Annotated in this window: 28 protein-coding genes; 2 read left to right on the top strand and 26 right to left on the bottom strand. The window is 40.2% G+C overall.

What is annotated here, in order from left to right:
- Nucleotides 1-35 precede the first annotated feature (35 nt).
- Together PGQ95_RS24235 and PGQ95_RS24230 are read right to left on the bottom strand one after the other, a co-directional pair.
- A complete protein-coding gene (locus PGQ95_RS24235; protein ID WP_225519954.1) occupies nucleotides 36-578 on the bottom strand; it encodes a competence protein CoiA family protein in 543 nt (180 codons plus the stop codon).
- A gap of 360 nt (nucleotides 579-938) precedes the next feature.
- Nucleotides 939-1,151, bottom strand: coding sequence for an Hha/YmoA family nucleoid-associated regulatory protein (locus PGQ95_RS24230; RefSeq protein ID WP_001285422.1), 213 nt, complete (start codon nucleotides 1,149-1,151; stop codon nucleotides 939-941).
- A gap of 170 nt (nucleotides 1,152-1,321) precedes the next feature.
- On the opposite strand from PGQ95_RS24230, the gene PGQ95_RS24225 reads away from it, so the two are divergent.
- A complete protein-coding gene (locus PGQ95_RS24225; RefSeq protein WP_000795947.1) occupies nucleotides 1,322-2,497 on the top strand; it encodes a tyrosine-type recombinase/integrase in 1,176 nt (391 codons plus the stop codon).
- 21 nt (nucleotides 2,498-2,518) lie between these two features.
- On the opposite strand, the gene PGQ95_RS24220 is transcribed toward PGQ95_RS24225, so the two are convergent.
- From PGQ95_RS24220 to trhI, 24 genes are all read right to left on the bottom strand, one after another.
- On the bottom strand, nucleotides 2,519-2,863 hold the full coding sequence (locus PGQ95_RS24220; protein ID WP_001805195.1) for a hypothetical protein: 345 nt from the start codon (nucleotides 2,861-2,863) through the stop codon (nucleotides 2,519-2,521).
- On the bottom strand, nucleotides 2,799-3,704 hold the full coding sequence (locus PGQ95_RS24215) for a hypothetical protein (RefSeq protein ID WP_001198594.1): 906 nt from the start codon (nucleotides 3,702-3,704) through the stop codon (nucleotides 2,799-2,801). Before PGQ95_RS24215 ends, PGQ95_RS24220 begins: the two co-directional genes overlap by 65 nt.
- Nucleotides 3,705-3,713: 9 nt before the next feature.
- Complete coding sequence (locus tag PGQ95_RS24210) at nucleotides 3,714-4,676, bottom strand: DNA replication terminus site-binding protein (protein WP_000119427.1); 963 nt, start codon at nucleotides 4,674-4,676, stop codon at nucleotides 3,714-3,716.
- Nucleotides 4,677-4,766: 90 nt separating this feature from the next.
- Nucleotides 4,767-5,213: a hypothetical protein gene (locus PGQ95_RS24205; protein ID WP_000549069.1), complete on the bottom strand. Its 447-nt coding sequence runs from the start codon at nucleotides 5,211-5,213 to the stop codon at nucleotides 4,767-4,769.
- Between the two features lie 16 nt (nucleotides 5,214-5,229).
- A complete protein-coding gene (locus PGQ95_RS24200) occupies nucleotides 5,230-5,766 on the bottom strand; it encodes a hypothetical protein (RefSeq protein ID WP_000107168.1) in 537 nt (178 codons plus the stop codon).
- 73 nt (nucleotides 5,767-5,839) lie between these two features.
- Nucleotides 5,840-6,097 carry a hypothetical protein gene (locus PGQ95_RS24195; protein WP_001371933.1) on the bottom strand — a complete coding sequence of 86 codons (258 nt, stop codon included), beginning with the start codon at nucleotides 6,095-6,097 and terminating at the stop codon, nucleotides 5,840-5,842.
- 7 nt (nucleotides 6,098-6,104) lie between these two features.
- On the bottom strand, nucleotides 6,105-6,695 hold the full coding sequence (locus PGQ95_RS24190) for a hypothetical protein (RefSeq protein ID WP_000578892.1): 591 nt from the start codon (nucleotides 6,693-6,695) through the stop codon (nucleotides 6,105-6,107).
- A gap of 44 nt (nucleotides 6,696-6,739) precedes the next feature.
- Nucleotides 6,740-7,015 carry a hypothetical protein gene (locus PGQ95_RS24185; protein ID WP_001004201.1) on the bottom strand — a complete coding sequence of 92 codons (276 nt, stop codon included), beginning with the start codon at nucleotides 7,013-7,015 and terminating at the stop codon, nucleotides 6,740-6,742.
- 263 nt (nucleotides 7,016-7,278) lie between these two features.
- Entirely contained in the window at nucleotides 7,279-8,235 is a 957-nt protein-coding gene (locus PGQ95_RS24180) for a hypothetical protein (protein WP_000149830.1), read from the bottom strand.
- A gap of 171 nt (nucleotides 8,236-8,406) precedes the next feature.
- A complete protein-coding gene (locus PGQ95_RS24175) occupies nucleotides 8,407-9,345 on the bottom strand; it encodes a hypothetical protein (protein ID WP_000472043.1) in 939 nt (312 codons plus the stop codon).
- A 66-nt stretch (nucleotides 9,346-9,411) separates the two neighbouring features.
- On the bottom strand, nucleotides 9,412-10,332 hold the full coding sequence (locus PGQ95_RS24170) for a hypothetical protein (RefSeq protein ID WP_000991699.1): 921 nt from the start codon (nucleotides 10,330-10,332) through the stop codon (nucleotides 9,412-9,414).
- Between the two features lie 248 nt (nucleotides 10,333-10,580).
- Nucleotides 10,581-11,336 (bottom strand): hypothetical protein, encoded by a 756-nt coding sequence (locus tag PGQ95_RS24165; RefSeq protein WP_225741099.1) that lies wholly within the window; start codon nucleotides 11,334-11,336, stop codon nucleotides 10,581-10,583.
- A gap of 70 nt (nucleotides 11,337-11,406) precedes the next feature.
- Nucleotides 11,407-12,285: a hypothetical protein gene (locus PGQ95_RS24160; protein WP_000762004.1), complete on the bottom strand. Its 879-nt coding sequence runs from the start codon at nucleotides 12,283-12,285 to the stop codon at nucleotides 11,407-11,409.
- A gap of 78 nt (nucleotides 12,286-12,363) precedes the next feature.
- A complete protein-coding gene (locus PGQ95_RS24155; protein ID WP_430919625.1) occupies nucleotides 12,364-12,885 on the bottom strand; it encodes a hypothetical protein in 522 nt (173 codons plus the stop codon).
- A gap of 270 nt (nucleotides 12,886-13,155) precedes the next feature.
- Nucleotides 13,156-14,388 (bottom strand): DUF7146 domain-containing protein, encoded by a 1,233-nt coding sequence (locus PGQ95_RS24150; RefSeq protein WP_000220381.1) that lies wholly within the window; start codon nucleotides 14,386-14,388, stop codon nucleotides 13,156-13,158.
- Between the two features lie 113 nt (nucleotides 14,389-14,501).
- A complete protein-coding gene (locus PGQ95_RS24145) occupies nucleotides 14,502-14,723 on the bottom strand; it encodes a hypothetical protein (RefSeq protein ID WP_000192120.1) in 222 nt (73 codons plus the stop codon).
- Between the two features lie 71 nt (nucleotides 14,724-14,794).
- The gene (locus tag PGQ95_RS24140; RefSeq protein WP_000762699.1) at nucleotides 14,795-16,807 is read right to left on the bottom strand and encodes a VWA domain-containing protein; all 2,013 of its coding nucleotides are present in this window, start codon (nucleotides 16,805-16,807) and stop codon (nucleotides 14,795-14,797) included.
- Nucleotides 16,808-16,884: 77 nt separating this feature from the next.
- Entirely contained in the window at nucleotides 16,885-18,012 is a 1,128-nt protein-coding gene (locus PGQ95_RS24135; protein WP_000174395.1) for a DUF3150 domain-containing protein, read from the bottom strand.
- Nucleotides 18,013-18,081: 69 nt separating this feature from the next.
- Nucleotides 18,082-18,249: a hypothetical protein gene (locus PGQ95_RS24130; protein ID WP_001176646.1), complete on the bottom strand. Its 168-nt coding sequence runs from the start codon at nucleotides 18,247-18,249 to the stop codon at nucleotides 18,082-18,084.
- 131 nt (nucleotides 18,250-18,380) lie between these two features.
- The gene (locus tag PGQ95_RS24125) at nucleotides 18,381-19,439 is read right to left on the bottom strand and encodes an ATP-binding protein (protein WP_000063335.1); all 1,059 of its coding nucleotides are present in this window, start codon (nucleotides 19,437-19,439) and stop codon (nucleotides 18,381-18,383) included.
- A 57-nt stretch (nucleotides 19,440-19,496) separates the two neighbouring features.
- A complete protein-coding gene (locus PGQ95_RS24120) occupies nucleotides 19,497-20,474 on the bottom strand; it encodes a hypothetical protein (protein ID WP_065311106.1) in 978 nt (325 codons plus the stop codon).
- 60 nt (nucleotides 20,475-20,534) lie between these two features.
- Nucleotides 20,535-20,912 carry a hypothetical protein gene (locus tag PGQ95_RS24115; protein ID WP_000120822.1) on the bottom strand — a complete coding sequence of 126 codons (378 nt, stop codon included), beginning with the start codon at nucleotides 20,910-20,912 and terminating at the stop codon, nucleotides 20,535-20,537.
- Nucleotides 20,913-20,969: 57 nt separating this feature from the next.
- Nucleotides 20,970-21,842 (bottom strand): hypothetical protein, encoded by an 873-nt coding sequence (locus tag PGQ95_RS24110; protein ID WP_000041927.1) that lies wholly within the window; start codon nucleotides 21,840-21,842, stop codon nucleotides 20,970-20,972.
- Between the two features lie 394 nt (nucleotides 21,843-22,236).
- Nucleotides 22,237-24,021: an IncHI-type conjugal transfer helicase TrhI gene (gene trhI / locus PGQ95_RS24105; protein WP_000517886.1), complete on the bottom strand. Its 1,785-nt coding sequence runs from the start codon at nucleotides 24,019-24,021 to the stop codon at nucleotides 22,237-22,239.
- Nucleotides 24,022-24,200: 179 nt separating this feature from the next.
- Between trhI and PGQ95_RS24100 the strand changes: the two genes are divergently transcribed.
- Complete coding sequence (locus PGQ95_RS24100; RefSeq protein WP_000771832.1) at nucleotides 24,201-25,073, top strand: hypothetical protein; 873 nt, start codon at nucleotides 24,201-24,203, stop codon at nucleotides 25,071-25,073.
- The last annotated feature ends 4 nt before the right edge of the window (nucleotides 25,074-25,077 follow it).

Below are 25,077 nucleotides of genomic sequence, written 5' to 3'. Positions count from 1 at the left end.
AGTGACCATAAGCTCTCCTGAATCAGGAGAGCAGATTACCCCCTGGATCTGATTTCAGGCGTTGGGTGTGGATCACTATTGCACCGTTCGTGACAATCAGGAAGATCGATACGCAATGCGGCAACTCTTTCGGAAGGATGAAGATGGTCAAAGGTTAACTTCTCTGAAATGCTGCGATCCCTGTCCAGAAAGACGGCCACACATAAATCATTAACCTTTACGAACAGATCAGCTGTGCCTCCGAACATACTGCCGCTTCCACTAACCTCATTCAGTGAAACCGGCCCACCATCGTCGCCAGCGAGAAGATTTGGGAAACCAAGAACCTGGTGCTCGTTGATGACTTCAATAATCTTTCCCCGGATGGCTTCCATCAGACCATCACAGTCACCGGCTACAGCTGTACTGTGTGAGAAATGCCAAAGCTTGACCTCCCCCTGCTTTGCTAACAGATCAGTTTTGCAAGCGGGGCAGATGCAGTTACAGTCAATACCCCGGCTGACCTCTGTAATATCTAAAAAGAGTCCTGATTCTCGCTGGAGTCCAAATGGAATACCAAATGTATAACTCTTACGCATGGCTGCACCCCGTTTTTGATAATGATTCAAACTATATCCGAAATAACGGAGGAGGATTTCTGTAAAACGTATTAAAAGAAATGATTTTTCCGTCTTCCAGATTAATGTTTGACAAAAATCAAATGAGAGCCTTACAAATATTGAGAGAGAAGTTTAGGTAAAGTAACTTTTATCACTTCTAATAAAATGAAGGAGAATATCGGATGTATTTAGCAGTGGGCTTGGCTTATGATTAAAGTTTTTCTCCGAACTTAATAAACAACTTTAAAAGACAGGCTATTACAATGCCTTTAGCCCCGAAAGGGGCATAAACTATTTTCAAATCCAGGCACAGTCTTTTTGTTGTGCCAATATTAATAATTACTCGCGAACAAAGGTCCACACACTCGCAGGAACTTTGTCATATAACTTTTTCATTGTCAGTTCGGCTTTACGATGATCATAAGCACCAGAAATTTCAAGAGAGGCGACACCCGAGTTTTTTTCACATAACCTTTCAAATACTTTTTCGAGCGTTTCGAACGAACTACACTTACGGAATTTCATTAAATAAGACTGCTTTGTGTCAGACATAATCAACCTTCTTTAGACAGGCCTCAACTGGCCAGGGATAATCTTAATATCATTTTTCACTTAAGCCTAACGATTTCACAACCTTTTTCGTTGTTTCCACCCTGTTCATAACCAGGTACATGAGTGCTAAAATGACCTGTAATTAAAACCAGTGTATCCCGGTGAGCAGGATGAAGAATCAATCAGTGATCAGACAGTTTTCGGAAAGCGAATTGCATCAGCAGCTGGAAACGTTCGGCAACCATGATAAACAGCTTTCACGCTTGATCCGTTACTTTTCCCATCTGAGATACAACACTGCTAAAACCTATCTGCACTGGCTACGAGTATGGAACGAATGGTATCTGGCGAATGCCCGGTTGCATACAGACTGGCCAGTAAGTTCGCTCCCCGTGTCTGAGGACGCTCTGCTTGCGTTTATGGGGCATCTTGAAGGCAAATTGTCACGAAGCAGCATAAACAGCTGTCTTCAGGCCTTAAATAGTATCCATAAAAAAGGGCTTAACCTGCCCGGGATTATTACGTCTGAAGCATGGTACATGCTGGAAGCCTTAAAACAATCGGAAGCCCGGAAGCGAAAGACGACTAAACAGGCAACTCCCTTTCTTATTGGCGATCTCAAGGCTCTGATAAAGTTACGCAGTACTACAAACTCAGTTCGTAAACTTCGTGACCTGTGCCTGATCTGGACAGGCTTTGAAACACTGCTCCGTTCATCCGAAATTCGACGTATACGTCTGAAAGATCTGTCTCTGGATAGTATGACCGGTGAATTTAACCTGACGGTATACCGTACAAAAACGAACATTAGTACACTTCTTACCTACCGGCTGACACGTCAGTTAACTAACTGCCTCTTGAGATTGATGAACCTCGTGAAAATGGATCAGCACAGTCATCCGGATGAATTCCTTTTCCAGGCCGTAAATTTCCATGATACAGGCTATATGCCACCCGGCTGGAAGCTTCGGAGTAAGGGGAATGAGCTATCTGAACTTCTTAAAAGGCATAACCTACCCTATCGTGCTAAGCAAAGTCTTCTGAACGATGAAGATGAAGAAGACACTGTGGACGATGCCGGTATGCTCAGCAAAAATTCCCTTTTACGAGCATTTAAAGAGATGTGGAATGAGCTTTATCCAAATGAGACTAAAACTCGTTACTGGACAGGGCACAGCGTTCGTGTAGGCGGAGCGATACAGCTAAATATTGAAGGTTACTCGCTACCACAGATTATGGAAATGGGGAACTGGTCGAATGAAGAAATGGTTATGCGCTACATTCGTAATATTGAAGCTGGTAAAAAAGCAATGATCAAGCTTATGCGAAATGCCTTTGATGAATAGCGCCCTCACGGGCGCATAACTTTATTTTTTCTTGAACGGGTTAAGTCTGGTGAGATTAGAGAGTGCCCCTCCCGGAGGCAAAATTCCCGTTCTTTTATATTTGTACACGCCATTTAATTTCATTGTCTGGATTCCAAGATTAATAAGCGTGACAAGTTTAAGGGTATACAGAAGTGTAAATTGTGGAGCAACCTGAATAAAAACCAATAACAAGCCTGCACACATTACACGTAGCCATGCCGCGTACTCCATGCTCAGCGGACGCTTGAAATAGAATCTTTCGAGCAAATCAACTGTCTTATTACTGATCCACGCCGCCGCCACGGAGAGTAACAACACGATGCACACCATAATGCCCAGTTCCATTTTCACTCCCTTCTCTTTTAGTCTCTTTAAGTTGAGGCTTAGCCACAGTAGTTTTGTTTTTTGCTTTTTTCTTAGGTTTGGTATGATGAAACAGAAAACAATCCACCATTACCCAACCATTTTTATATCGAGCCACCAGCATCTTCTGGCTGGGGTAATGAGCATGAAACAGCATTTTCACGTCCATGGTGCCCATCAACGACTGTTTGCGCTTTAGCTCATCCTCAGCCATCTGAAATTCTTGTAAGAATTCTGAAGACAGACGCTGACGCAGGATTCTTATGGCACTGGAGTTTTCATCATTCTTTGCCAGATGCCCGAAGCGTACTAGTGCCTTGTGGGTTATCTGGATGGGTCCCAGATGAGAGCTGAGCTGTTCGTACTGCCAGAAGTAGGTCAAATCCACCTTAACCCAGCTGATGCTGTCCAGCAGAGCCTCGTTCATGATGGTTCCGGACATTGGTACCATTGTCAGCCTGGCCAGACGCATATGTATGTAGTCCGTAAGCAACCTCAGCGACTCAGGAACGTTTTTATTGAGCAGGAGATGCTGAAGCACCGGGGTTGCGGTCTGCCAACACAGATTGCGCCCGTCAGGCAGGAAAGCAAACTTTTGATCGTCAGGCGCAGAGTTCGAAGCGTTTTCCTTACGAAGCAAAAAATAATGGCCGCACAGCAGCTCTGCTCTTACCTGGTCCTCGTCAGGGTCATGTCGGGCTTTACTTAGATCAACGGTAAGCACAACGCGGTTAATCGCATCAGCGTGATATTTTTTTACCCAGACACAGACACGATAGAGACGCTCATCGATTTTCTGGCTGGCTGTGGAAATCCATTGCATTGTTGTTCCTTAATTTTCGGGGCTGACAATGAAAATGCCCAGCTCAGCCCCCGGCACGAGTTCTGTATATTTCAGGCTCAGCTTCCGTTGGTTGGACGGGCCCTGGCTGTTTTCAGGAGCCCAGTCAGAGAGCGTTTTTAATTGAGGTATGTTGCCTGCTGCGAAAATGGGCAAGGATGCTTTTACTACTGAATAATCAGTCTCAGCATATTTATTCCCGTTTCGTTCCTGCCCTTCAGGCCTAAATGCAAAAATGTGAGCAATCGGAACAGGGAAAGAGTTAGTTCGACAAAGGCGATAAGATTCGCCCTGCTTCAGTGGGTGAAATTCAAGACGGTGTAAAGCCTTATCGATATTAGACACGACATTCAAATTGGTAGTTGCTACATTTTTTACTTCTGAGGCTCTCCTGCGCTCCAACAAACTCACAAGTTGCTCTGCTGTTTTAACTTCCTGGTTTCGGTTTAGCCGCCATGAAAAAGTAACTTTTTTAAGCTGGGACTTGATGAAAAGGACATTTCTTGTTGAGTGCATAGCGACAAGGCCCGGGAGCTTCTTGTGCACTTTATCAAAACGGACATTCTTTTTATTATCGATACGCCTCATTGCCGCAGCAAAATCATTTTTTGCTTCATTTATAGATGTGATCAAGCTTTCGAGAAGATCTGCTCTTTCTGGGACAATGATAAGACCCGGGTATTTAGTGGTCACTTTGGTGGAATCATGACTTAATGACTCTATGTCATCCACACAGATGTCAGTAAGTGCCTGAATAATTTCCTCAACCGAAGCATCGTCTTTAACACTAACCCTGATGGGTTTAACCTGCTTCAGTCGCTCTTCTGTTCGAGATACGGTGGAGACAGTCATCAGGTTTGCCATCAGCGGGGGGGTGTTCGAAAGAAAACACTTAAGCGAGTCGATACGTTCCAGAATCTGGTCACGAAAATAGGGCAAATCGTCATAACTCATACGTTTCTCCAGGCTCATGTTATTTCAAATCAATTTTGCTGCCCTGGCTGACCTTGCAGAACATAAATGTCATGTAAACCTCTAAAGAAGTCATTTTGAAACAGCTTTCACAGCATGCGATTTATGTTCGATAGGGCTCATGAACAAAGGATGATAATGGAGACGCCATGGATAGTGGATAGTCTTACCCACCTGGGTGATCCGATTGAGGCGAAAACGACCATTTATACAGTCAACTGACCAAAGCCCGGGAGAAACTAACCTCTTCCAGCGGTAAAAAGAGAAACCTGCAACACAGAGGTCATGCTCCAGGAAATGTTGAGTTTCGACGACGCGAACTTTTATCAAAAACCCCAGCATTGGCGAAAACCAGATCAACAACCATGTTGGCGGCAGGATGACTTTGTTCAGGAGATGATCTGTCATAAGCAAGGCAGATAACATCAGAAAACTGATAGTCAACCACAGGGCCATCCAACCGGCCCATACGCGGCTCTGACAGGGTTTCCATTCGAGAAGAAAAAGTTTTTTATGCATTCTGCCCCGCCTAATTTTAATGTATTGCCGAAGTATGCTGCATCATGATGGTGGTGCGGGGAAAGATTTCAAACTTCCACAATTCTGAAGCCGTGTTCCAACCATGAAAGATCCCGTCTCCACAGCGAGTGTTAAAAGCAAGAATTTCATCCCTGACCTGGTAAGCGAGCACTTCTGGCATATCAATAAATTCAGGTAAGGAAAGAAGAATCCCATGGATAACTTCTCCGGTTAACTTACTCATAACCTCTTCCTCAGACAGGGCAGCGTCCGGGAACAAACACGACGGAAGTGAAAAACAACATAGGTCAAGACCAAGAGCAGCCCTTCCTGCGTCGTAGCCTTCTTCATTAACGACAAAACGAAAGAATTTTTCAGCCTCACCCAGTAATGTTGACGGTCCTTCAGACGGAACTTCAATACCACTGAAGACTTTATCGGTCCAGTTGGTAAATGGACTGGTGAAAACCCAACAAATTAAGGATAACGCCAGCTCTTCCTTAAACATACGTTCAGTGCCGGTTGTTCTGGAAAGTTGCTTTTGAGTACTCATGTTTTACCTGTTGCATGAAATTATTGATGTTATATAAACACAACCGGCATTTTATCTAATAGGTTTGAAAACACTAAAAATCGCAAATGCTGGTACCTTTCTGTTTTAAGAGATTTTCAAGGTAAAGTGAGGCGAGATCAATTGGCTGGTTCTCTTCAAGACAGGCTCGCACAAGATCTTCAATAGAGACCGAATCAACCCCCCTTCCCTGTAAAATTTCTTTAGCAGATGCCAGCGTTTTATGAACGCTTCGACTTAGTTGTAATCTGACTTGTGTGCGGGTATCAAAAAGACAATCTTCTGTGACACTTTGTGAAACGGTTCTACTCATTGAAAAATCACTCCATTTCTGGGATCGAATGAAAATTAACAGCTATAGATGTATCAGGTTTCCCATTTTCTACGATACTCAACCACGTACGCGCTGAGATTTGTTGTTCACAGACGAGTATGTAACCTGTTCCCTGTTGATGATGTAGCTCAAGAGCTTTTAGGATAGGCCCTGAATGAGGTCCGAGAGCATCACGCGTGTGAATAAGCGTTTGCTCTGGCAATACGTTGCTAAGCATAGACAGCAGAACATTACGCTCATCCTCATTATCCGACAAAACAAGAATTATACGAAAACCCGTTTTTATACGAAATCTGATCTCTGAAACTAACTTTCTTAATCTTAATTTATATATGACCAGGCGGAATCGAGTCATCAGTAAAGAAACCACTGTGAAGATAACGATTACTGCGCCATATTTTGACCTGTAGAACCACCAGTTAAGGCCTCCAGCAACTATCAGGATTAACATTAAAATTAAACTCCCATAGAAAAAAAGTGCTGGGTAGCGAGTTGTCTTTCCTTCAATTAGTGCTGAGGCAAATATCAAAATGGATATTCCGTAAATTACCCAGTCAAAAATACTTTCTCCAATCATTCTTTAGTGAACATCCTTAAAAGTGGAAATGTAGGTTTATGGGTTTATGCATTTTCCTGATGGCCTTGACAACCAAGGATTTCACAGAAATTGTCACAGTGTGAAGCTGTAACAAAGCGCTCTCCACGTTCGAATCGCTCAACCAAATCCTTTCTTACTTCACTTCCAGGTTTCTGGAAGATGTACTCAAGCTGGAGATCCTCGGCCGTAGAAAGTAGTCGTTCTATGCTGAAATCAACATGGTAAAAGCAAAACTGATTATCAACCGGGGGAAAGTTGCTTTTGGTACTGTTCTCGTTTTTGGATTTTAGTTCATTCATGAGCTCTCCTTGGTTGAGAACAGTATACAAATCTCTTTAGGGATTTTTTTTCGTTAATAGCACTTTTTTGAGTTTAAAGAGTATGTTCATACCAGAGCATTAGAGGCTACGAAAAGGATAATGGAATTAGAAAGATAGATTTTAAGTGGTGATGTAAGGTGGGATAGGTAGAAGAGGAGTAGACGCTTGTAAGCGAGGCAAAAAAAAGGCACGGAAACCGTGCCATAAGAGTATGTGAGAAAAAATCAAAATCAGGGAAAGAATCAAGCAGCTTGTGAAACTGAATCTCCAACTGCAAGATTTAAATTTCTTAGGTTATCGAAAACTTCAGATACTAAGTCATTACGGTCGTGGATTTTAATCCGCCCACCGGTTAACTCTGAAACATAAACGGTATGGCAGAGGTCAGTAACCACTTCGCCGTATTCATCAACGACTTCCAAAGATGCAATCATCGGAATATAAGAAGCCGCAGCATAGCTCTCATAAATACTTATTATGGAGTCATTGTTGCGTCGAGAAATTACCCTACCAGAAGGTAAAGCCTCATCTTCCATATAGCAATCAGATAGGTCCTCACAGAAGTCATTTTCTTTAAGTGAAATATTAAGGGTCAATTCACTGTTGATAGAGCGTGAATAAGAATATTCACTCAGTTTATAGCAAGCCAAACTAATATCACTAAAAGTTTCATAAGCTTTATAGAGGCTCGATGTTATAGACTCAGATACAAATGTTATTAGTCCAATAAAATGAGTATCCCAGAACTGTTGCAAAGCAAAACGGGCAATCATAACCTGACCATCAACCTGCATCAGTCTGTTATATTCATCCCGGTCATAACCTTTCGACTGAGAAACATCATTAGACATGCTAAGAACTTCACTACAAACATCATCATATTCAAAACGACTAGTTGCAAAGTGTTTTCCTGAAATTTCAAGGTACTGACCAGAGACTGCGTCAAACACCTCAAGAAAGTAACAGAGTCGCGATTTTAAAGATTCTCTGTTTAAAGCTTCTATTTCATTCTCAGAGATACTATCGACATATAAATCAACAGCATTCTTGAGTTCAATAGCTTTGATATTACAGGTAAAAGAAAGCTCGTCACTTTGACAATGGCAAACACTTAATACTATATCCGCCTCATCAAAATCTATGCCAAGATAACTCAGAACTGCTCGGACATAGTTTTTATCATCAGATGAATGTGTCATATACACTACCTCGAATTTGAGAGGAAGTGCCCCAGAAGGGAAGCGACTTCCCCACTGGGTTAGATAAAAATTTGGTTAAGCTAAAAGAAGATGCCAGCGACAGATTTTACATTGTCATAGACAAGTGTCTTCAGCCAACCAAAGTTACTTTTTTGGACTGAAGCAAAAGGATCATTGAGACGCGTTACGAAAATCGTCAAAAGCTTCAGTTATTAGTAATGTGCGATCAGTTACTCTGTATCGGTCATTACTTTCGAGAGATACGTAAGTTGAATGCGAAGAATCACAGACAACACGCCCTCTTTTATTGATCAATCTTACTTCCATCATCACCGGCACATTGATAATTGAAGCAACATCGGTATAGAGGGATATGAGGGCATCATTGTCACAATATAACGCCCCGTTCCCATCAAATGTATCGTTAAACTTAATATATATATCTGGCATATTTGCCGGATAATCATCAGTATTGAAATCAATGCATAACTTTAAGTCATCATTAATACGGCGATTAATCTTATGCTGCCCTACACGTACAAAGCCATGTTCAACAGCTTTGATAATCCTTAAAGTTTCATTAAGACAATCTGTAATTCTTTTCTCGACAAATGAGATAAAGTCACCAAAGTCGGAATGAAAAAACTGTTTAAGTGCAAATTTCGCAACTAACACTTTCCCATCCACCTTCATTTTATCGAGATAAAGATTTCTTATAGCATCAGTAGAAGAATTAGCTTTAGATAACTCTTCACAGTCATTAATAATCATTGAAACAATATCAATAACTTTAACTGGGCTTAAAGTATTACTATATCCGCGAATATCAAACGTAAAAAATCCGAAATTCTTAAATACTCCAAGAAAATAAATTATTTTTTGTTTCAAAAGAATAGAATCGGAGTAAGATGCGTTGTGCTTTATTAGCTCAGATATGTAGAGATCCAACATACAATTTAAATTATCGATATCTACATCGTAATCAAAGGTTACTTTGTCGAACGAAGTATCAGATAATTGAACGGTTATATCGTCAGCGGAAACATTAAGGCCTAAATTTTGATAAAGAAAGGCACTAACAAATTCCACGTGGTCAGATTCTTTAAACATTTACACTACCTCATGACTAAAAAGGAAGTGCTTCCCACCGGGAAGCAGGTTCCCGGATGGGTTAGATTAATTATAAAAGAGTTCTTCAGAAGGTACATGCATTTCTGGTTTGAACTGTTTTAAGGAGTTGTTTATAGCTTTTCGATATAACCCTGAAGAGTGTGGCTTAAACATTTGATATTCCGTAACGAGCAGAGGAGACGTAAAGCATCCTAAGTTCACTAGTGAAATACTTGATGTTTCTTCACAAACATCTAATTCAGCGTATATCCGCCTCTTCATTACCCTGCCTGCTAAATAGCGACGAACATGATTTATAAACTTGTCCGCATCTGATATAGAATTAACTATATAATCAGATGTGACTATCTGATTAGATACAGTTTCAGGTATAGCTTCGGCTATTATTTTTACGTTCATTTCATAATCAACACTATGGAAGCAAGCAAGAATTTGTGGCTTCGCGCTTTCTAAAATCTTTTCAAGAACAGAAAAAATCAGAGAGAACTCGTTTAAAATTCGCTTTTGTATAAGTCCATGTAGATGTTTTATGAAAGGAGAACCGTGTTCAACAAGGCCTAGTATAAGATCCTTAGAGGCCAAATCTGAGCGGTAATAAACGTATTCTAGATTATCCCGGTTAAATCCTTTGAAAAGCAAATCAGGCTGCTCTGAGACCAGTCGTAAATGAGTTGAAGCTATAGAAACTTCAAAACGAAAGTTCGCGAGATTTACAGGACCTGCTTTTAATGTAGCCGCTTCGGAAAAATAAATGAAAAGAGGATGCAAATCATCGTTACCACTGTAAAGATGGTCTGCACCCTTAAGATATTTCACCAAATGAGGTAGAAAAGATATTACTGGAATATCAGCCACAAATCGAATATGCCGAAATGGTTTTGAATCCAAATATATATTTTCCACTACAGCGCCAACAAAACCCATTTTAACAAGAATAGATTCAACTAACTTTTGTATAGCATTCATTTCAATACCCTCTTAATAGAGGGATTTCTCCCATAGGGAGAAATCCCTATGGGAGAAAATAATTTTAATTAATAATTATAGCGAAGCGCATGTTCTTTTTCACTAAGATGGTTTTCATATTCCGACTTACCAGAACTTAAACACTCTTTGAAAAAGACCTTTGAAAAATTCTTCAAGTCACTTCGGTTATTAATTTCTTTGTCAGACATCAACTTAGCTGAGTGTGAGGTATCAACAGGCCCCAACCATCATTCATATTTAATATAAACACAATTGGTTTGTGTATGTCCATTTAGAAATCGTTTTGCATTTCTAAGTATTTTTCTACAACCGTTAAGGTCTGAAAGTAAGATATCTGGAGCAATGAGCTCTTCCAGAATATGACCAGGTAAGCCTTTCCTAAAAAGCTCAACATCGTAACTACAATACCAGTCACGATAATTAAAAGCTTTAATAAGTCTTTCAGGTGTATCCAAAGATATCTTATTCAGGATTTTTAATGCAAAGCATACAGCATCTTTTAACAACTCGTGCACCTCAACATTGATAAATGAGAAAAACGAGCTTAATTCTTTCTCTAAGGAATTATACAACTTACCGTAAATATCCTGAGAAAAAAGATACTGCAATCTTTCTTTATTATAAGTGCAATTCGAAATTGAATAGACTTCTCCTCTTTCGATTTTGCACCCTTCCCTTAAAACTATAGGAAACCTCAAATGGTTAACAAAGAAAGAATGATTCTTTCTTTGCTTCAGAGCATCTAATTGAAATTTCGTAATTTCCTCCAGATTTGCATCTTCAAAACCTGGAAAGGGAATATCACAGAAACAAGAACTATATGCTTTTGCTGATTCATACATAAACTCCAGTGAAACATCAGCATCAAAAGACATACCAGAGAACATGCCCTGCCCATTGTCTAAAAATGTAATGTTTTTAACCTGTATTTTTTTATGTTGAACAACCAAAAAGGCATTAATGATTTTTTCGATAATTTTCATGTGATCCTCTCTCAATAAAAAAAGGGATCACTCCCATATGGGGTGTGATCCCCACATGGGTATAATTTAATTAAAAATCTGTAAGACCTAAATCTTTATTTCTACCACAAACTGTAGAAGATATAAGACGTTTTACTCGCTTTCGAGCACTTCGGCCTGACGTATCTTTCAAGTACATCGGTAATGACAATGATGAAATTTGATTACTTCGCTTATGATGGCAGACTATATAGCCCTGCCTCCACCCCGAACGCACAAACTCACGGATGCGGTTAATATATGCCGAAGCTTGAGATTTTGTACTTATCGATTCAGAACACTTTAAGTTCTGTTCGATAGAGTAAAGCTCAGCCGCCATGAATTTCACCTCATACAGCTCATCGCCATAACTTATAGTTTTCAACAGCTCTTCCTTTTCCCGAATGAAAAATACTTGCTGCATTCCAAGGATCAGGTCATAGGCCTCTCGAAAGAGGTCGATAAGCTTATTACGAACATAAATCATAAACTCCTCAAAGTGCTGAAGCCAGAAATAAGCCGCATTACTTATTTGTGAATTGTGAGAACAAACAAGCCCTTTAGCAAGCTCGACCTCTTCCTCCCGAAAAGTAAAGTTACTTTTCTTAAACCGACTTTGTTCAAAAATGCTTTGATGCATTTCTATCCATACAGAAACAAAACCGAGGGATTCAAATTCTTCGTTTAACAAATGTAAACTTTCGAAGATTTTCTGAATTTCGATCCCGATGTCATATGACAGTGGACATTCTTTTATAGAATAAACATAACCGGGTAGGAAGTGAGATAAATGCTCAGTTCGCAAATATAAACTGAATTTAAGTTCTGTCAGTGGTTGTTTCAAAGATAACTTAGATGATTCGCTTATATTTACTGGTTCAACGCCATTTCTAATCAAAATAGCTTTTACCAGGTCCGTAGCTAACTTCATACAGCCTCCATTCGTTATTGAGGCCTCCCTGATGCAGGTTGGCCATCAGGGAAAATATGTAAATCAATTAGCAATCAATCAGACCGTTGCCATGACATTGTCAATGTATCTGACAAGGGATGGGCGGTCGTCCTGTAAGGCAAAACGGCGAAGGTCATCAAGATTATACGCAGGAAGATAATCAGCGTAACCTCGAATACGAAGGTCCTCAACCACAACTTTTATATACTCAAATCGTCCAAGATTCCCTTTTAATGGGGGTTTTCCTGGACTAGACAGCATATCGTCTGCTTGCTCCCATGTGATTTCTTTAGCTTCACCACTATGTAGATCAAGATGGACATATATGAATGACTTATAATCTCCACGGCAACGAAGATAATATTTCGGATAGAAATATTTGTCACAACGCAAAAAACACGTTCCTGAAGGACGAACTACGTACAACAGGTTTCTGTCATTTTCTAATATGCTATGTTTCAAAATCGTTATATCTATCTCATTATCATGCAGCAAATAGCATGACGATGGTTCATTGACGATGCGCGATTTTATAACAGCAGCAAATTTATTAAAAACTTCGTTAATTTGAAAATTCATTAAAATGCTCTCCGATGTAAAACGACGAGCATCACCATAACGGTAATACTCCCGTTATGGGTTTTAATAGTTTATGGAATAACCATGTCATACAACCGACCATAGCCAGTAGTACCGCACATTTATTTAACTGAGCAAGCATCTCAGCCGTGAAAAGACCTTAAAGGCAGGTAATTATCACGAAGGAAAGCGGTTATCTTATCAATACAATTTTAAAATATAATATTGATAAGATAACCCCCCCCGCAAAAAGCGGGGGAGTTATCGTTGTTACAGCTGATTAAGACATTCAGGAGCCCAGTGAATCGGGAATCCATCCTGCCCTGTTAACTGGAGAACATCGTTCCAGTCGATACCCTTTTTCCCATCAGGAATATCTTGTGCTGGTTCGAAGACTTCAATTGTCAGCTTTGATGCGGGATATCGTTTAGCCAAAAACTCAACCATGCGGCTTTGAAGTCGCTGAGCAGCTTCAATACCGGCACGAGTGCCTTGTGAGTTAGCAATATCCTTATCCGCCCAGATATAAAAGTTTATAGATTTTACATCCGGCGGAGGCAGTAAAAAATCAGGAACAGTAACGTTTTCAAGGCACCATGCGGAGCTGGCTGCCCAGCATGGTGTTGAAGTCGCTTCTACAACAGAAAGCGCGTTCTCGATCCCTTCAGCCACTCCCAGTGTCCAGGTCGAACTACCTGAATCATAGTGAGGGTCAAACAACTGAATTGAGCCACCTGTCATATCGGCAGGAGGCTTCATCATCAGCTTTGGATTTTCTACAGGTGCCTTATCACCATTTTTGTCTACGTATGTTCTATGAATAGTCAGAGGCCGACCTCGGGTGTCACGATAGATCGCAATCATTCCCGGATAGATAATCGATTTCTGCTTATCTTTATCCCAATAGTAGATCCGGTTATTAAAGCCTAAATCCTTTGGTAAGTGACTCAGTAAGCGGGAGATCCCACGATTACGGAGGTACAAAGCAACAGGAGTATTAGGCTTGATTTCACCGGTATAGTGATACATCACATCAAGTTTTCGCATTCGCTTTGCCACTTCCTCTCGGTCAAGAGTTTCTGTGGCACGAACTGCTGATTTATAGCGTCGTTCATTTTCAATGTCGGCGTCAGTTAACGGAGCATGCAGATCCATCCCGAAAAAATCTGAGAGAATCTTTTTGCAAGTCTGCGTTTTACTTAATTCATAATATTTCGCCAGAACATCAATTCCGTCGCAAAACTCATTTACCGGAAAGTCATTATGGATCGCACATCCGGTATAAAGGTCTTTTTGTCGGAAACGAAACTTCGATTTCCCTGCGCCAGTAAACGGGCAAGGAACCTGGCTCGGGGCTTTTGCACAAGCGTCTTTGAAAGCAGGTATTCTTTCGAATATATACTTCCAGCCAGACACTTCAGCAATTCGAGCATGAACGAGTTTAATAAAGTGTTCAGATACTTCCTGTGGATTACGACGAAGAGCCGGGGATGCATAAGTCATGATGATCTCTCTTATCTGGCATTGTGAGTTTCTCAATGCCTTCTGCGGTGCAGAAGACAGGGAGAAACCCACAACGCAGAATTTAAGAAAGAGGGCCCGGGGGCCCTCAACATTTATGCTTCAGTCGTGAAGCCATTATTCTCAAGACGCTGTATGTAGTTATCTACAAGTAACGCAGCCTGCTGGCTATTACCCTCCGCTATAGTGACTTCGCGGAAGATTCTTTCCTGAGGGCTATCATTGCTTATAACTTCACCAACACGTCCGAAAATACGGACTTTATGCATCGCACCGACTTTTTCATGTTCTACACGGTAAGTTTTTATCTGAGTCATATTTTGCTCCTTATTCCTTCATGGAGCAAAAAGACCCACCGGGGCCTTTTGCCCCGATTGGGTAGAGTTTATTAAGAAAGTATTTGATGAACTAGCTTACTGACTTCAATAGACAATAAAGAAGTATCATCAACTGTTACGAAAGTGTCCGTTTCAAAACCAATTATTTCATCAGTCTTAATACCAACACCAACGATTTCTATTCCATTACATTTAGCCTTTTCCATAACTTCGCCGATAGTAAATTCCGATTTATTCGGATAACCATCAGTTATAAGAAAAATTATTTTCCTATCGAATTGGCTGTCAAGTAACAGATCAACAGCTGCCATTAAAGCCGATCCCGTAGGGGTATAATAACCCTTACATCCAAGAGTGAATTTCGATAGAGATTCCTCAACGCTTTGATCAAACGTTTTGATAATCTCAAATTCACTTTCCTTGAAGGGAAAGACTATATTGGAGACATGCATTTTTGACAAACTTTCAGCGGCCATCGATAAAGCAAGATCTGACTTAATGGCATGAATATATCTTTCATCATTAGCCATTGACGCTGAAATATCACGAACTAATACGAGGCCAACATGCCCTCTATTTTTAGATTCGCTTTGAGCTCTGAAGACATCACGAACTCCCATTGGTGACAGAATTAATCGATTTCCATCGAAGGTAATTCCACGCTCATGAGTTTTGTTTCGGCCACGCATTTTAACCTGCTGTAAAACAGACAAGTCGCTACCGATTGAATGACTCAGAGACAAAGCCTCATTGTAAACATTCAAATCGATAAGGAGATCAGGGATATCCCATTCAGAAGCACCGAATTCGGCTTTCACGTCATCGGATACTTTTGATGCAATACCTTCAATCTCTTTAGCCAAAGCATCGTGATAATCTTCGCTATCCTCATCACTGCCAAGAAAGGCATCCAACAAATCTGCCAGTATCTCCCATTGAGCCGATGAAAAGTTACTTTCATCTTCAACGTTAGTCGAACTGGCTTCATCTGATTCACTCTCGGAAGGGTTAATCGCATCAGTATCGTCTTCAATAATGTTATCACCTGTGGGATTGCCACCGGTGGGTTCATTATTTCCCTCGTTATCTTCAGCAAGTTCTGAAGGCTCAGAACATCCCTCTTGAGCAAGATCAGAGTTATCGGAAGTATCTGCCTGACCTTCACTATCGTCCTCAGAATCATCCTCACGACTATCAGTCGACTCAAGCGATTTATCTTCTGATTCGGTATCGGTCTCGGTCTCGGTCTCGGATTCATCATATGCCTCCTGCTCCTCCTGCTCTGTCTGCTGCTGTTGTTCCCTTGCCTCATCCCGCAGTCTCTCTAAAAGAGCCAGGGTCTTACGAGCAAGGGATTCACAGCCCTGAGTATTTTCACAACCAAGAGCATCATGAAAAATTTCCTCAACATCAGAAATTACTGGAGAAAGTATCTTTTGGGCATAGTCAAAAAACGGATCGAGTGTTTCTTTGTGACCTGCCTGCTGAAGGACTTTTACTCGCAATGAGTTAAGCAGATACCACTCAATAAATAGGACAGGATTTTCCGGACGAGAAGATATATCAGGAGTCATCCTTCCGGCTTTAACCATCAGTGCGTAAGTGGCTGCAAGCCGCCGCTTTGCATCCGGATAATCGTTACCAACCTTCTCTTCCATCTGTACATCATCGAACAGATTTATAAGCCCGGTAAGACGTTTTGCCCTGCTATAAGCTTTACGTTTCTCAGCGAGGCTCTCAAACTCTGCATTCATTCCGTCATCGAAGCGTGTAAACCCTTCAGATGACTTGAGAACACTATTAAAGGCGTCACTGTAAACCTCGCTGTCGGTATAGCGACCATGACCAGCTTCATGACAGGTAAAACCTTCAATCAGACTGACAAAGTCATCATCGCTATAATCGCCGTTTGGTAAAACACAAACTTTATTTACAGGATCAAAATACGGTCCTTTGGTATTGTCGTCTATTACAACTCTTACATCGCCTAAGCCGCTAATGACTTTTGCTATATTCTGTAAACGCTTAATATGGCGCGGTGATGATTTAAGATCTAATTTCATAGAATACCTCTTTATAAAAAAGGGGTACTCACCCAGATGGTGAAGTACCCATCTGGGGTTTTTAATAAAGCAAACAGTTACCAGCCTTTGAGCTCGATATCAAAACCATTTTCAACATTGTCTTCCTGTTGCGAAACTGATTTCTCAGGTTCAGCTACAGGATCAGTGTTTGAAAACGTGCTGTTATTTATATCGTTCTCTACGACAGGTTCAACCTGGAACACATTTGTTGAATCTAAAATAGCTTCAATACCTGTGTTCTGTAGCGCGTTCGGTTCTGTTTGTGAGCTTTGATTAAATGATCTGGTAATAGATTCCAACCAGTCAGTAACCTTTTGCTCTCCTGAAATAATACGCTTTAACATTGAAGCATCACTCATGAAATAAAACCACTGCTGTAACACCGCAACGTCGCGAGGTTCAGAAATGGCACCTTTAGGTAAATTATTCATTATGTGTTTTATAGCTTCTGCAAGTACTGCCGCCTCTTTATGTATAAACATGAAGCTAATGATCTTATTTTGCATTTGCTTCAGTCGGTCAATAGTACTTGAGCGCAAATTGTTATTTTTGCTAATTTTTTCATAAACCTTCATTGCTTCTTCTGCCAGATCTGTTATCAATTGTTCCTGATAGTAGTCCTGGGTTTCATCACCTTCAACGCTAATAGGCGTAAAAGGAATAAAGTGAGCAATATTAAATCTAAAGGATTTTATGAAATCATCTTTAGTTAATTTCAACTGATCAATCAAAGAAGACATTCTTGGGCTTCTATTTTTTTCAGCCTCAATATGCATCTCATAATTGTCTACAACGTTTTGAATACCTGCCTGAAACTCTCGTTCAATCTCTTGGGCCCCTTCCAGAAACTCTTCCATACTGGATACTGGTAAAATCCACATATTGCTATAGCGGATGCACAAGCGTGAGCAAAGAGTTGATATTCTGCTGGTAATCGTACTTTTGAAGCTAAGGGCTTTTATGTCAATCCAGCGTACTTCGCTTTTAGATACGCTTTTTTGATCCGTAATATCATCTCCATCATAAGACAAATCGATTTTATCGGTTCGACGCGATCCTTGACAGCCACTTATTTCAATTTTTGTTATAACTGCACCTTCCAGTAAATCTGGATATGATTTTGCAAAATTCTCAGAGATTTGTTTTGCAGATACTTTGTTAAGCATTGAAGTATTTAAAGTCATGGGTTTCTCCAAAAAAAAGGGGAAACCCTCCCCAACGGGAAAGATTTCCCGATAGGGTTGATATTAAAGCTACTCTGGTGAAATTAAAAGAATACCGGGAAACTCAGCAACAACATCATCATTGCCCATTGCTCCCTGATACATATAACCTTTTAATTCCATTTGTTTAATCAGACCTTCCATATTTATTTTACCATCATGATAAAACAATAAAGAATAGTCGTTATTCAGTTGCATAAGTCCAGTAAAATTAGTTCCGTTTTTTGCTATAGCAATGGTAGCAGCACCATCCGTACTTAAAAACGCACTAAATTCAAGATGGGATAACTCTGAGATACAAATATCAGAGGTTTCATAACAAATCCCATCTAACTCGACTTTTTTGCTGTGAAATACTCCAGCGATTTATCCTTGTCTTCGCCAAGAGAAAGATCTATAGCTTGAAGAACAAGATCGACCACATGTAAAGGTAAAGCAGAAGCAAAAGCTATTTTGAAAGTGTCAAGAAGACTAAAGGTTTTTAACGTCATCGACGTGCCAACCCAAGCTACTAATTGACGAATATCCATCACACTGTCTTCTGTACCAGAGTCATTTACTGCAATCGCTACTCTTACGAACTTCTCAATGACCTGAAAAGGCAAAGAGCTATATCGTTTAGTAAGCACATTGGTTAAAGCAACTTTGTCGGGCTTCTCCATTTCAACTATCAAGAACCGCTTTATAAAAGCTGCATCTTGACGTTGAGAAGAAACGAACCGGCGAGCGCCTCCACTCATGTTTGTGTTTGCAGTACCAATAAATCGCGTGTAGCCATTAGCAGTTATAACCTCACCACCATTAGCACTGAGTGACCAGGGCTTACGTTCAATGGGCATGTGAAGTTTTGCTGCCGTATCAGGATCGATTTTGTCCACTTCATCCAGAAGAATGAGGTGACCATTACGAAATCCCGTTACCAAATCGCTGTGTACAAAACCTGTATTACCACCATTAAGACTGCGCTCACCTTCAAGCTCATCAACTCGAATATTGCTGTTGATCTGCTTAATTGTCAGCGGCCAATTCATCATGTGGCTAATGTACATTACCATTTCAGTCTTGCCAGAACCGGACTCACCTTTAAGACACACACTTAAATCTATATCCGGACTGATAAGCAGTTTAACCACTTGTTCAAGTATTCGGGGATTTGGTATGTAGTCTTTGTTCAGCGGAGCTCGATACGAGGTTTTAGTTTTGAAAACAGGCACAGCCATCTTTGGATCCATTTCTGGAATACCAAAAAGGTCCTTTGCTAGAACTAAAAGATACTCACCTTTATCCACATAATGTTTTAACTTTATAACATCCGGGGAAAGAAGAGCTTCTAATTTTTCATAAGCATCAGAAGATGTTTCATTTAACTTCATAGCGGCATTAGACATTTTTAACTCCGGTAAAATGCAAACACCGCCCTCTGGCAGATGTTTGCCAGTGGCATTTTATTTGAGATTCATTTGGCAAATAGTTGCCATCAGTTTCCTGATTTGAGGCACATTATAACCAAGATGATTTCCCACTATTTCAAAAGCTTCAGACATGATCCATTCAAAATGATTTTCGAATATTGGATTGATTTCTAACTTGCCAAAAGCGTTTCGTTTAGTTAACAGATCACATGAAACAAGCTCGTCAAACAACTCTAATGAGGATTTAAAAGCTTTTATGTAAACATCCATAATTTCCCTGTCAGTCCATTTAACAGCCAGTTTTTTTTCTGACATTAAATAATCCTGATCAAAGAAGATGTCCCAGCCCATATCGTCATTGCAATCATGCAAAATGATTTCATCATCATTCCTGCATTCAGCTAATTTCGTGTTTTCACTAATCGAACGATGCGAATGATAATAGAGCCATGATTTTAATTCCGCTCTAAATTCACATGCATCAAGTCCATGAGATAAACAAGTGTATTCAAATGATTTTGACATATACCACCGTGTTTCAGCTTCTAAAAGTGGATTCACTGTGATATTACCATTGTCATCTTTGAAGAATAACTTTCTCCTCAACACTAGTTCTTTAATGATTTCCAAAGACTCTTCCATAGCGGATAGAAAAACAACATACACATCCTCAGGGGTCCATTCTATTACCAGACCACCCAAATCTGGGTTATATTCTTCAACCGTATATAGATAATCTGTTTCTGTTGCAAAATTAATTGTATGCAAAATCTGATTTTTAAGTAATTTGGATTTTTCATAAAGGTGATTTTCACGCCTTTCAGAATCATAATTTATCTCAGAAATGTTACTTTCTTCTGATTTAAAGTTTAATCCGGACGTGTAAGCATCATTTAAATGCTCTTTGGGTGAATCAACTATTTGCGTTATTTCATCTTCATCTATATCGAGTATAGAAAAAAAACTAAGTTGATTACTACTTATTGCAGTAGCCCTAAATTTTTGTTTCATGGGGACTCCAAAAGGAGAAATCCCATGAAGGGATTTCTCCCCTTTAGGGTGGGTTTAATGTCAGATCTGATTAAAGCTACTTTGTCCAAAACCTTTTAGAGGTTTAGGTATGTGAGCCAACTTACTTGTTGCTACCACTCTCATGTAGTCAAGAGGATGTTCTCTCCCTTCAATCATAATAGTATCGACAACAATATAACCGGAGACCATCAACTCATCACCCTGATTTATACCAGTGAAACAGGTTGAATACATTTCAGGCGACACCTTGATTTGAACTGAAAATTCTCTCTCAGTGATTTCACCATCAACTTCTGTCTTCATCCTATTTTTGAGCTTTATTAACAAACCTATACTCTGGTCAGTCATTTTTTTCTCCACAGCACTGATAACTATCCCGGACACTTTTACTTCATTGATATATTCAAGATATGACATTTTCCGCTCCTCGATTTGTTCAAAGAGAAGCCCCGTTAGGGTTCCCCCTTAACAGGATTAAATAAATTTATTAGTTACATACATGAACGTGCAGACTACCAAACAGGCAATTCCGGCAATATGTAACCAATTTCTTGTTGGTTTAGTTGGTGCAATCGCTAAAGAGTTCTCCAACTTCTCTGTTACAAGACGTCGATTCTCTGCTTTAGCCGCATCATCTAAATATTGAGTTTCACGCTTAGCGAGAGTCTCAATTTTCGATTTTATTGCATGGTCCCATCCTTTAGTTTCAAAAACGCTTAACTCACTAAAGGTGTGCGTCATGAGATCTTCTGGGAAACCCAGTTTTTTCATTAACGGACGAATGGTATCATACATTTTTTCTACATTTTCGTAGTGGGCCTTTACTGCGACATCAAAACGCTTACGTAAAGTTAATTTTTCACGTTTGCAAATGATGTCCGAAACCCAATTTATTAACTGCTCATTTTTGAGTTCACTGGCTTTTTCAAGTGAGTAATCCAGATTATCCACGTCAAGAAATGAATTTAATCCGTATTTTTCAAACTCCTCAACAAGATATTTATCCAGTTCAGTTAAGCTTTTAAAAAGTGGTACATCTGGGGAAGCTTTAAGAAGCTTATAAGCTCCTTCGAAATCAATTTTCTTGACCACGAGCTCCACAACATCCACATGATAATAGCTTGAATAAGCAGAAAGCTTTTCGGCCAACAAAGACACAGGCTTAAGAGACTTAAGTTCAATGATATTTGGGCCGTCCTCATTCAAAATAACAATCAGTTCATTATCACGTTCTGTATATTTCATCAGAACTTCTAAGAGCTGTTTGTTTAGCGCCTTATCCATCTCTGGAATAATTTCACTAAAGGTTTGATGAAGGGCTTTACTGCGAGCTTTATTTTTAGACATTTGGGGTCACCTATATATAGTAAGAAGGAAGAAACAATTTTTTGTTTCAACACGAAGGCAAAGCCTGTCATTCATCTCCCGTAAGCTATGAACCGCCTGATTTATACTATCTGGCATTAGAAGTACGCAACAAAAATAGCTCCAGGAGGAGCTAAATTAGTTACGGTTTGGTAAATTCAGATTGCCTTTTTCAGGCATGGGAAGTGCACCAGCGACAAAGGTGACATTTTGCCGGTGGTGTCTTACAGCTTGTTTAAGCTGGCCGCTTTTCACGGCTAAATCAACGCTTAACGCGAAAGTAACTTTAAGCAAAGTTACTCAAATTTGGGAGCTGATATTTAAGCTCATTGTTTTTATACTATAGCTTTAAGCATAAGTAAATGCCCATATCGAATTATTCTGTATAAACTGGAGAAATTCGAATATTAGCTGCTTCTTTTATCTTTTCTTCACTGCATTCTCTTAAAAAGAAAGAAGGGTCACCATACCACATTACAAAAAGTTGCTTTTCTGCACGCGTAAATCCAACATAAAGCAAACGTCTTTCTTCTTCTATTGCCTCCTCCCCAACTGATCTTTTACTTGGTATCTGATCCGCATTACAACTCATTATTATTACTTTATTCCACTCAAGACCCTTTGAACCATGCAAGGTTGATAGGACTACTTTCTCTGGGCTGTATTCCTCGTCCTTCTTCCTAGGGCCTAATGACATTGCAGCAGCACGATTGATCATATTCATCCAACCAGTCTTTTCTGCCCACTGTTTACAAGTGTCTAAAGCAATTTTTGTTAAGGTTGCTGTACCTTTATTACTCCTCATCTTGATTGACGACGATTCCATCCATTTCGTAAGGTTGGCGAAACGTTTTGCTATCTCAACTTTATCAGTACTTTCCTGGGTAAAGCGCACGAAGTTTGAATGTAATGTTTTTGTTTCGAGAGAACTGTCCTCCGGGATGGCAAGGTCGCCAAAAGTAACTTTTCTTCCTCTCATACTCAATGCCACTTCATCCAAAACTGATTCCTGTTCTCCAAACAATGCCAATACTCTCTTCATTAAGCGAGGATCATTTGATTGTCGGAAAAAGGCCATAAGGCTTAACACATCGCTTGTTTCTTTTTCATCCCAGAATGATTTACCTCCGTAACGAATTACTGGCTGTTCGATCAAACTTTCTAGCTCATCCAAGTGAGCATTATTGCGGCTTAGAATTGCCCATCCATGTGGATCCTGATTTATAAGGCTTAAAATACCCTGTATCTGTTCCTCCATATCTACATATGAACGAAAAGTGACCTTTCCTCCTCCCTTTTTTGCCGAGCGTAACTCTTTGGCATAACGGTAAACATTCTTTCCTATCAGTGCTCCGGCCACCTCTAAAATTTCAGGTTCACACCTAAAGCATGTGTTTAAGTAAAATATGTTAGGTCTGAAGTGTTTTTCAAACTGTTGAAATATTTTGACTCCTCCTGAGGATCTGAAGGAGTAGATGGCCTGATCATCGTCTCCAACTATACTCGTATAGACTCCAGCTCTTGTATGCAATGCTATCCATGAGAATTGTATAGAGTCAGTATCCTGAACTTCGTCTACTATCAAATGTGTCAAATCTAACGTGCGCATTTTTCCCGAATGCATTTGACCGACAACAAATTTTGAAAGAGCATTGAGGTCCGCCACATGGTCTTTCTGGCATAACGCCTGATAGGTATTAAATAAATGGATCTGTTGTCTGTTATGCCGAACTGAAATCACATCCGTATCCATTTCTCTGCCGATAGCATCAATAACGAATTCAGCTTCAGCAAACTTCATCGTTACACCGGATTCTTTCAAAGCCCGGTGAATGACAGATCTCTGTGCTGGCCCTATCAACATCTTTCCCGGCCAGCGAATCATGTCCAGTTGCTTCTTAACGAGTCCGTGAAAAGTATCCACCAGCACCCGGTCAAGATCCTTCTTGCTCAATCGCTTTTGTAACTTTGCTGCAAGTGCGTTTGTTGCAGCGCGAGTAAAGGTCACCATCCCGATTCTTGCATATGGATACTTTTTGAGAATCGATATAACCGCTTCTATCATGGTGAATGATTTGCCTGATCCAGGCGCTGCTATCACCATATTGTTTGCGCTAGCATTCTCGATAACAGGTCTTTGCTCTTCTGTTGGCTTACCCATTTCAACCTCATTACTTCGTTTTAATAATTATACATTTTTATAAAAGCGCTTTTCTTGTGTACTGCTGGTTCTACTGGAAATCACTTTTTTTCCTTTTTTATGCAATCAGGTTGTTTGTGAAACGCGTGACTATGGAATAATGGTTCCATCTCCAAAAGACATTACAAAAAGGGCTTTAAATGAAACTTTTACGTTTAGTATCTCTGGTCTCTTCTGTCGTCATTGGTTTTTCCCTATCGGGTTGTGCCGGTGACACCGGCACTACGCCAGGCACCGCTCTGAATGCGTACAGTCACGGCCAGTACTGGCATGCTAAAGCAAATGATTCTGTCGCCAAGAATGCCTATTCGTTTGCTGGTTTCGACGTTAATTTTAAGGAGCAAGAGGTTACTCCTGGAGGGGATGCCGACAACTTTCTTTCTAAGTATCTCATCAATAGTTCGATGGGCTACGTAACAGGCGGTCTAAAAGGTTTTGGGATCATGAGCCTCGGCTCTTTGTACAGTTCTTCTGACGCCGAATACATCCAGGTCAATCAATACCTAGTGTTCGTCCCCAATCCAAAAAAATTGCCTTACAATGATGAAAGTTTGGTACGTGAAGGAGCTAAGTATGTTTTTGAGCATACAAAAGCAACTCAGGCCTCATTTGGATACAACCCTGAAAAACAGAAAGCAGCTCTGGCCACATGTAAAATTGATATGGCAGTCGTCAATAAATGGAGTACCTGTGATCTGCCCTCTAAGCCTGATGCTGATGTTTTCCCTACAGATTCAATGTACAGCTTTCAGGCGATTCGCCCCGCAACAGGAACCGAAATTCCTCAGCTAAACCTTCCCGCTGGTGATTACGCTGTAATTCGTTATGTGTTCATCCCATTTAAAGGAAACGAAACAAGCGCTGATTTTTCGGGTATCATTTTCCGTTCTGATAGCCCAAATACAACAACTCCAGGGGGTGTTGCAGCCTCCATCAACGGAAAAGATTATTACCTCTTTACCGGTGAATACGGTAAAAAAGGCTTCCCAGAAAAAACATTGAAAGCCAAGTAATTAA

Origin of the sequence: Klebsiella sp. 141240 (genome assembly GCF_050600805.1) — a bacterium.
GTDB lineage: Bacteria > Pseudomonadota > Gammaproteobacteria > Enterobacterales > Enterobacteriaceae > Klebsiella > Klebsiella aerogenes.
The sequence above is the reverse complement of the archived record's forward strand: the minus strand, read 5'-3'. Positions and strand labels throughout refer to the sequence as shown.

Excerpts from the sequence above, each read along its gene's own strand:
- PGQ95_RS24235 (WP_225519954.1), bottom strand. The coding sequence starts at position 578 with ATGCGTAAGAGTTATACATTTGGTATTCCATTTGGACTCCAGCGAGAA.
- PGQ95_RS24230 (WP_001285422.1), bottom strand. The coding sequence starts at position 1,151 with ATGTCTGACACAAAGCAGTCTTATTTAATGAAATTCCGTAAGTGTAGT.
- PGQ95_RS24225 (WP_000795947.1), top strand. The coding sequence starts at position 1,322 with ATGAAGAATCAATCAGTGATCAGACAGTTTTCGGAAAGCGAATTGCAT.
- PGQ95_RS24220 (WP_001805195.1), bottom strand. The coding sequence starts at position 2,863 with ATGGAACTGGGCATTATGGTGTGCATCGTGTTGTTACTCTCCGTGGCG.
- PGQ95_RS24215 (WP_001198594.1), bottom strand. The coding sequence starts at position 3,704 with ATGCAATGGATTTCCACAGCCAGCCAGAAAATCGATGAGCGTCTCTAT.
- PGQ95_RS24210 (WP_000119427.1), bottom strand. The coding sequence starts at position 4,676 with ATGAGTTATGACGATTTGCCCTATTTTCGTGACCAGATTCTGGAACGT.
- PGQ95_RS24205 (WP_000549069.1), bottom strand. The coding sequence starts at position 5,213 with ATGCATAAAAAACTTTTTCTTCTCGAATGGAAACCCTGTCAGAGCCGC.
- PGQ95_RS24200 (WP_000107168.1), bottom strand. The coding sequence starts at position 5,766 with ATGAGTACTCAAAAGCAACTTTCCAGAACAACCGGCACTGAACGTATG.
- PGQ95_RS24195 (WP_001371933.1), bottom strand. The coding sequence starts at position 6,097 with ATGAGTAGAACCGTTTCACAAAGTGTCACAGAAGATTGTCTTTTTGAT.
- PGQ95_RS24190 (WP_000578892.1), bottom strand. The coding sequence starts at position 6,695 with ATGATTGGAGAAAGTATTTTTGACTGGGTAATTTACGGAATATCCATT.
- PGQ95_RS24185 (WP_001004201.1), bottom strand. The coding sequence starts at position 7,015 with ATGAATGAACTAAAATCCAAAAACGAGAACAGTACCAAAAGCAACTTT.
- PGQ95_RS24180 (WP_000149830.1), bottom strand. The coding sequence starts at position 8,235 with ATGACACATTCATCTGATGATAAAAACTATGTCCGAGCAGTTCTGAGT.
- PGQ95_RS24175 (WP_000472043.1), bottom strand. The coding sequence starts at position 9,345 with ATGTTTAAAGAATCTGACCACGTGGAATTTGTTAGTGCCTTTCTTTAT.
- PGQ95_RS24170 (WP_000991699.1), bottom strand. The coding sequence starts at position 10,332 with ATGAATGCTATACAAAAGTTAGTTGAATCTATTCTTGTTAAAATGGGT.
- PGQ95_RS24165 (WP_225741099.1), bottom strand. The coding sequence starts at position 11,336 with ATGAAAATTATCGAAAAAATCATTAATGCCTTTTTGGTTGTTCAACAT.
- PGQ95_RS24160 (WP_000762004.1), bottom strand. The coding sequence starts at position 12,285 with ATGAAGTTAGCTACGGACCTGGTAAAAGCTATTTTGATTAGAAATGGC.
- PGQ95_RS24155 (WP_430919625.1), bottom strand. The coding sequence starts at position 12,885 with ATGAATTTTCAAATTAACGAAGTTTTTAATAAATTTGCTGCTGTTATA.
- PGQ95_RS24150 (WP_000220381.1), bottom strand. The coding sequence starts at position 14,388 with ATGACTTATGCATCCCCGGCTCTTCGTCGTAATCCACAGGAAGTATCT.
- PGQ95_RS24145 (WP_000192120.1), bottom strand. The coding sequence starts at position 14,723 with ATGACTCAGATAAAAACTTACCGTGTAGAACATGAAAAAGTCGGTGCG.
- PGQ95_RS24140 (WP_000762699.1), bottom strand. The coding sequence starts at position 16,807 with ATGAAATTAGATCTTAAATCATCACCGCGCCATATTAAGCGTTTACAG.
- PGQ95_RS24135 (WP_000174395.1), bottom strand. The coding sequence starts at position 18,012 with ATGACTTTAAATACTTCAATGCTTAACAAAGTATCTGCAAAACAAATC.
- PGQ95_RS24130 (WP_001176646.1), bottom strand. The coding sequence starts at position 18,249 with ATGCAACTGAATAACGACTATTCTTTATTGTTTTATCATGATGGTAAA.
- PGQ95_RS24125 (WP_000063335.1), bottom strand. The coding sequence starts at position 19,439 with ATGTCTAATGCCGCTATGAAGTTAAATGAAACATCTTCTGATGCTTAT.
- PGQ95_RS24120 (WP_065311106.1), bottom strand. The coding sequence starts at position 20,474 with ATGAAACAAAAATTTAGGGCTACTGCAATAAGTAGTAATCAACTTAGT.
- PGQ95_RS24115 (WP_000120822.1), bottom strand. The coding sequence starts at position 20,912 with ATGTCATATCTTGAATATATCAATGAAGTAAAAGTGTCCGGGATAGTT.
- PGQ95_RS24110 (WP_000041927.1), bottom strand. The coding sequence starts at position 21,842 with ATGTCTAAAAATAAAGCTCGCAGTAAAGCCCTTCATCAAACCTTTAGT.
- trhI (WP_000517886.1), bottom strand. The coding sequence starts at position 24,021 with ATGGGTAAGCCAACAGAAGAGCAAAGACCTGTTATCGAGAATGCTAGC.
- PGQ95_RS24100 (WP_000771832.1), top strand. The coding sequence starts at position 24,201 with ATGAAACTTTTACGTTTAGTATCTCTGGTCTCTTCTGTCGTCATTGGT.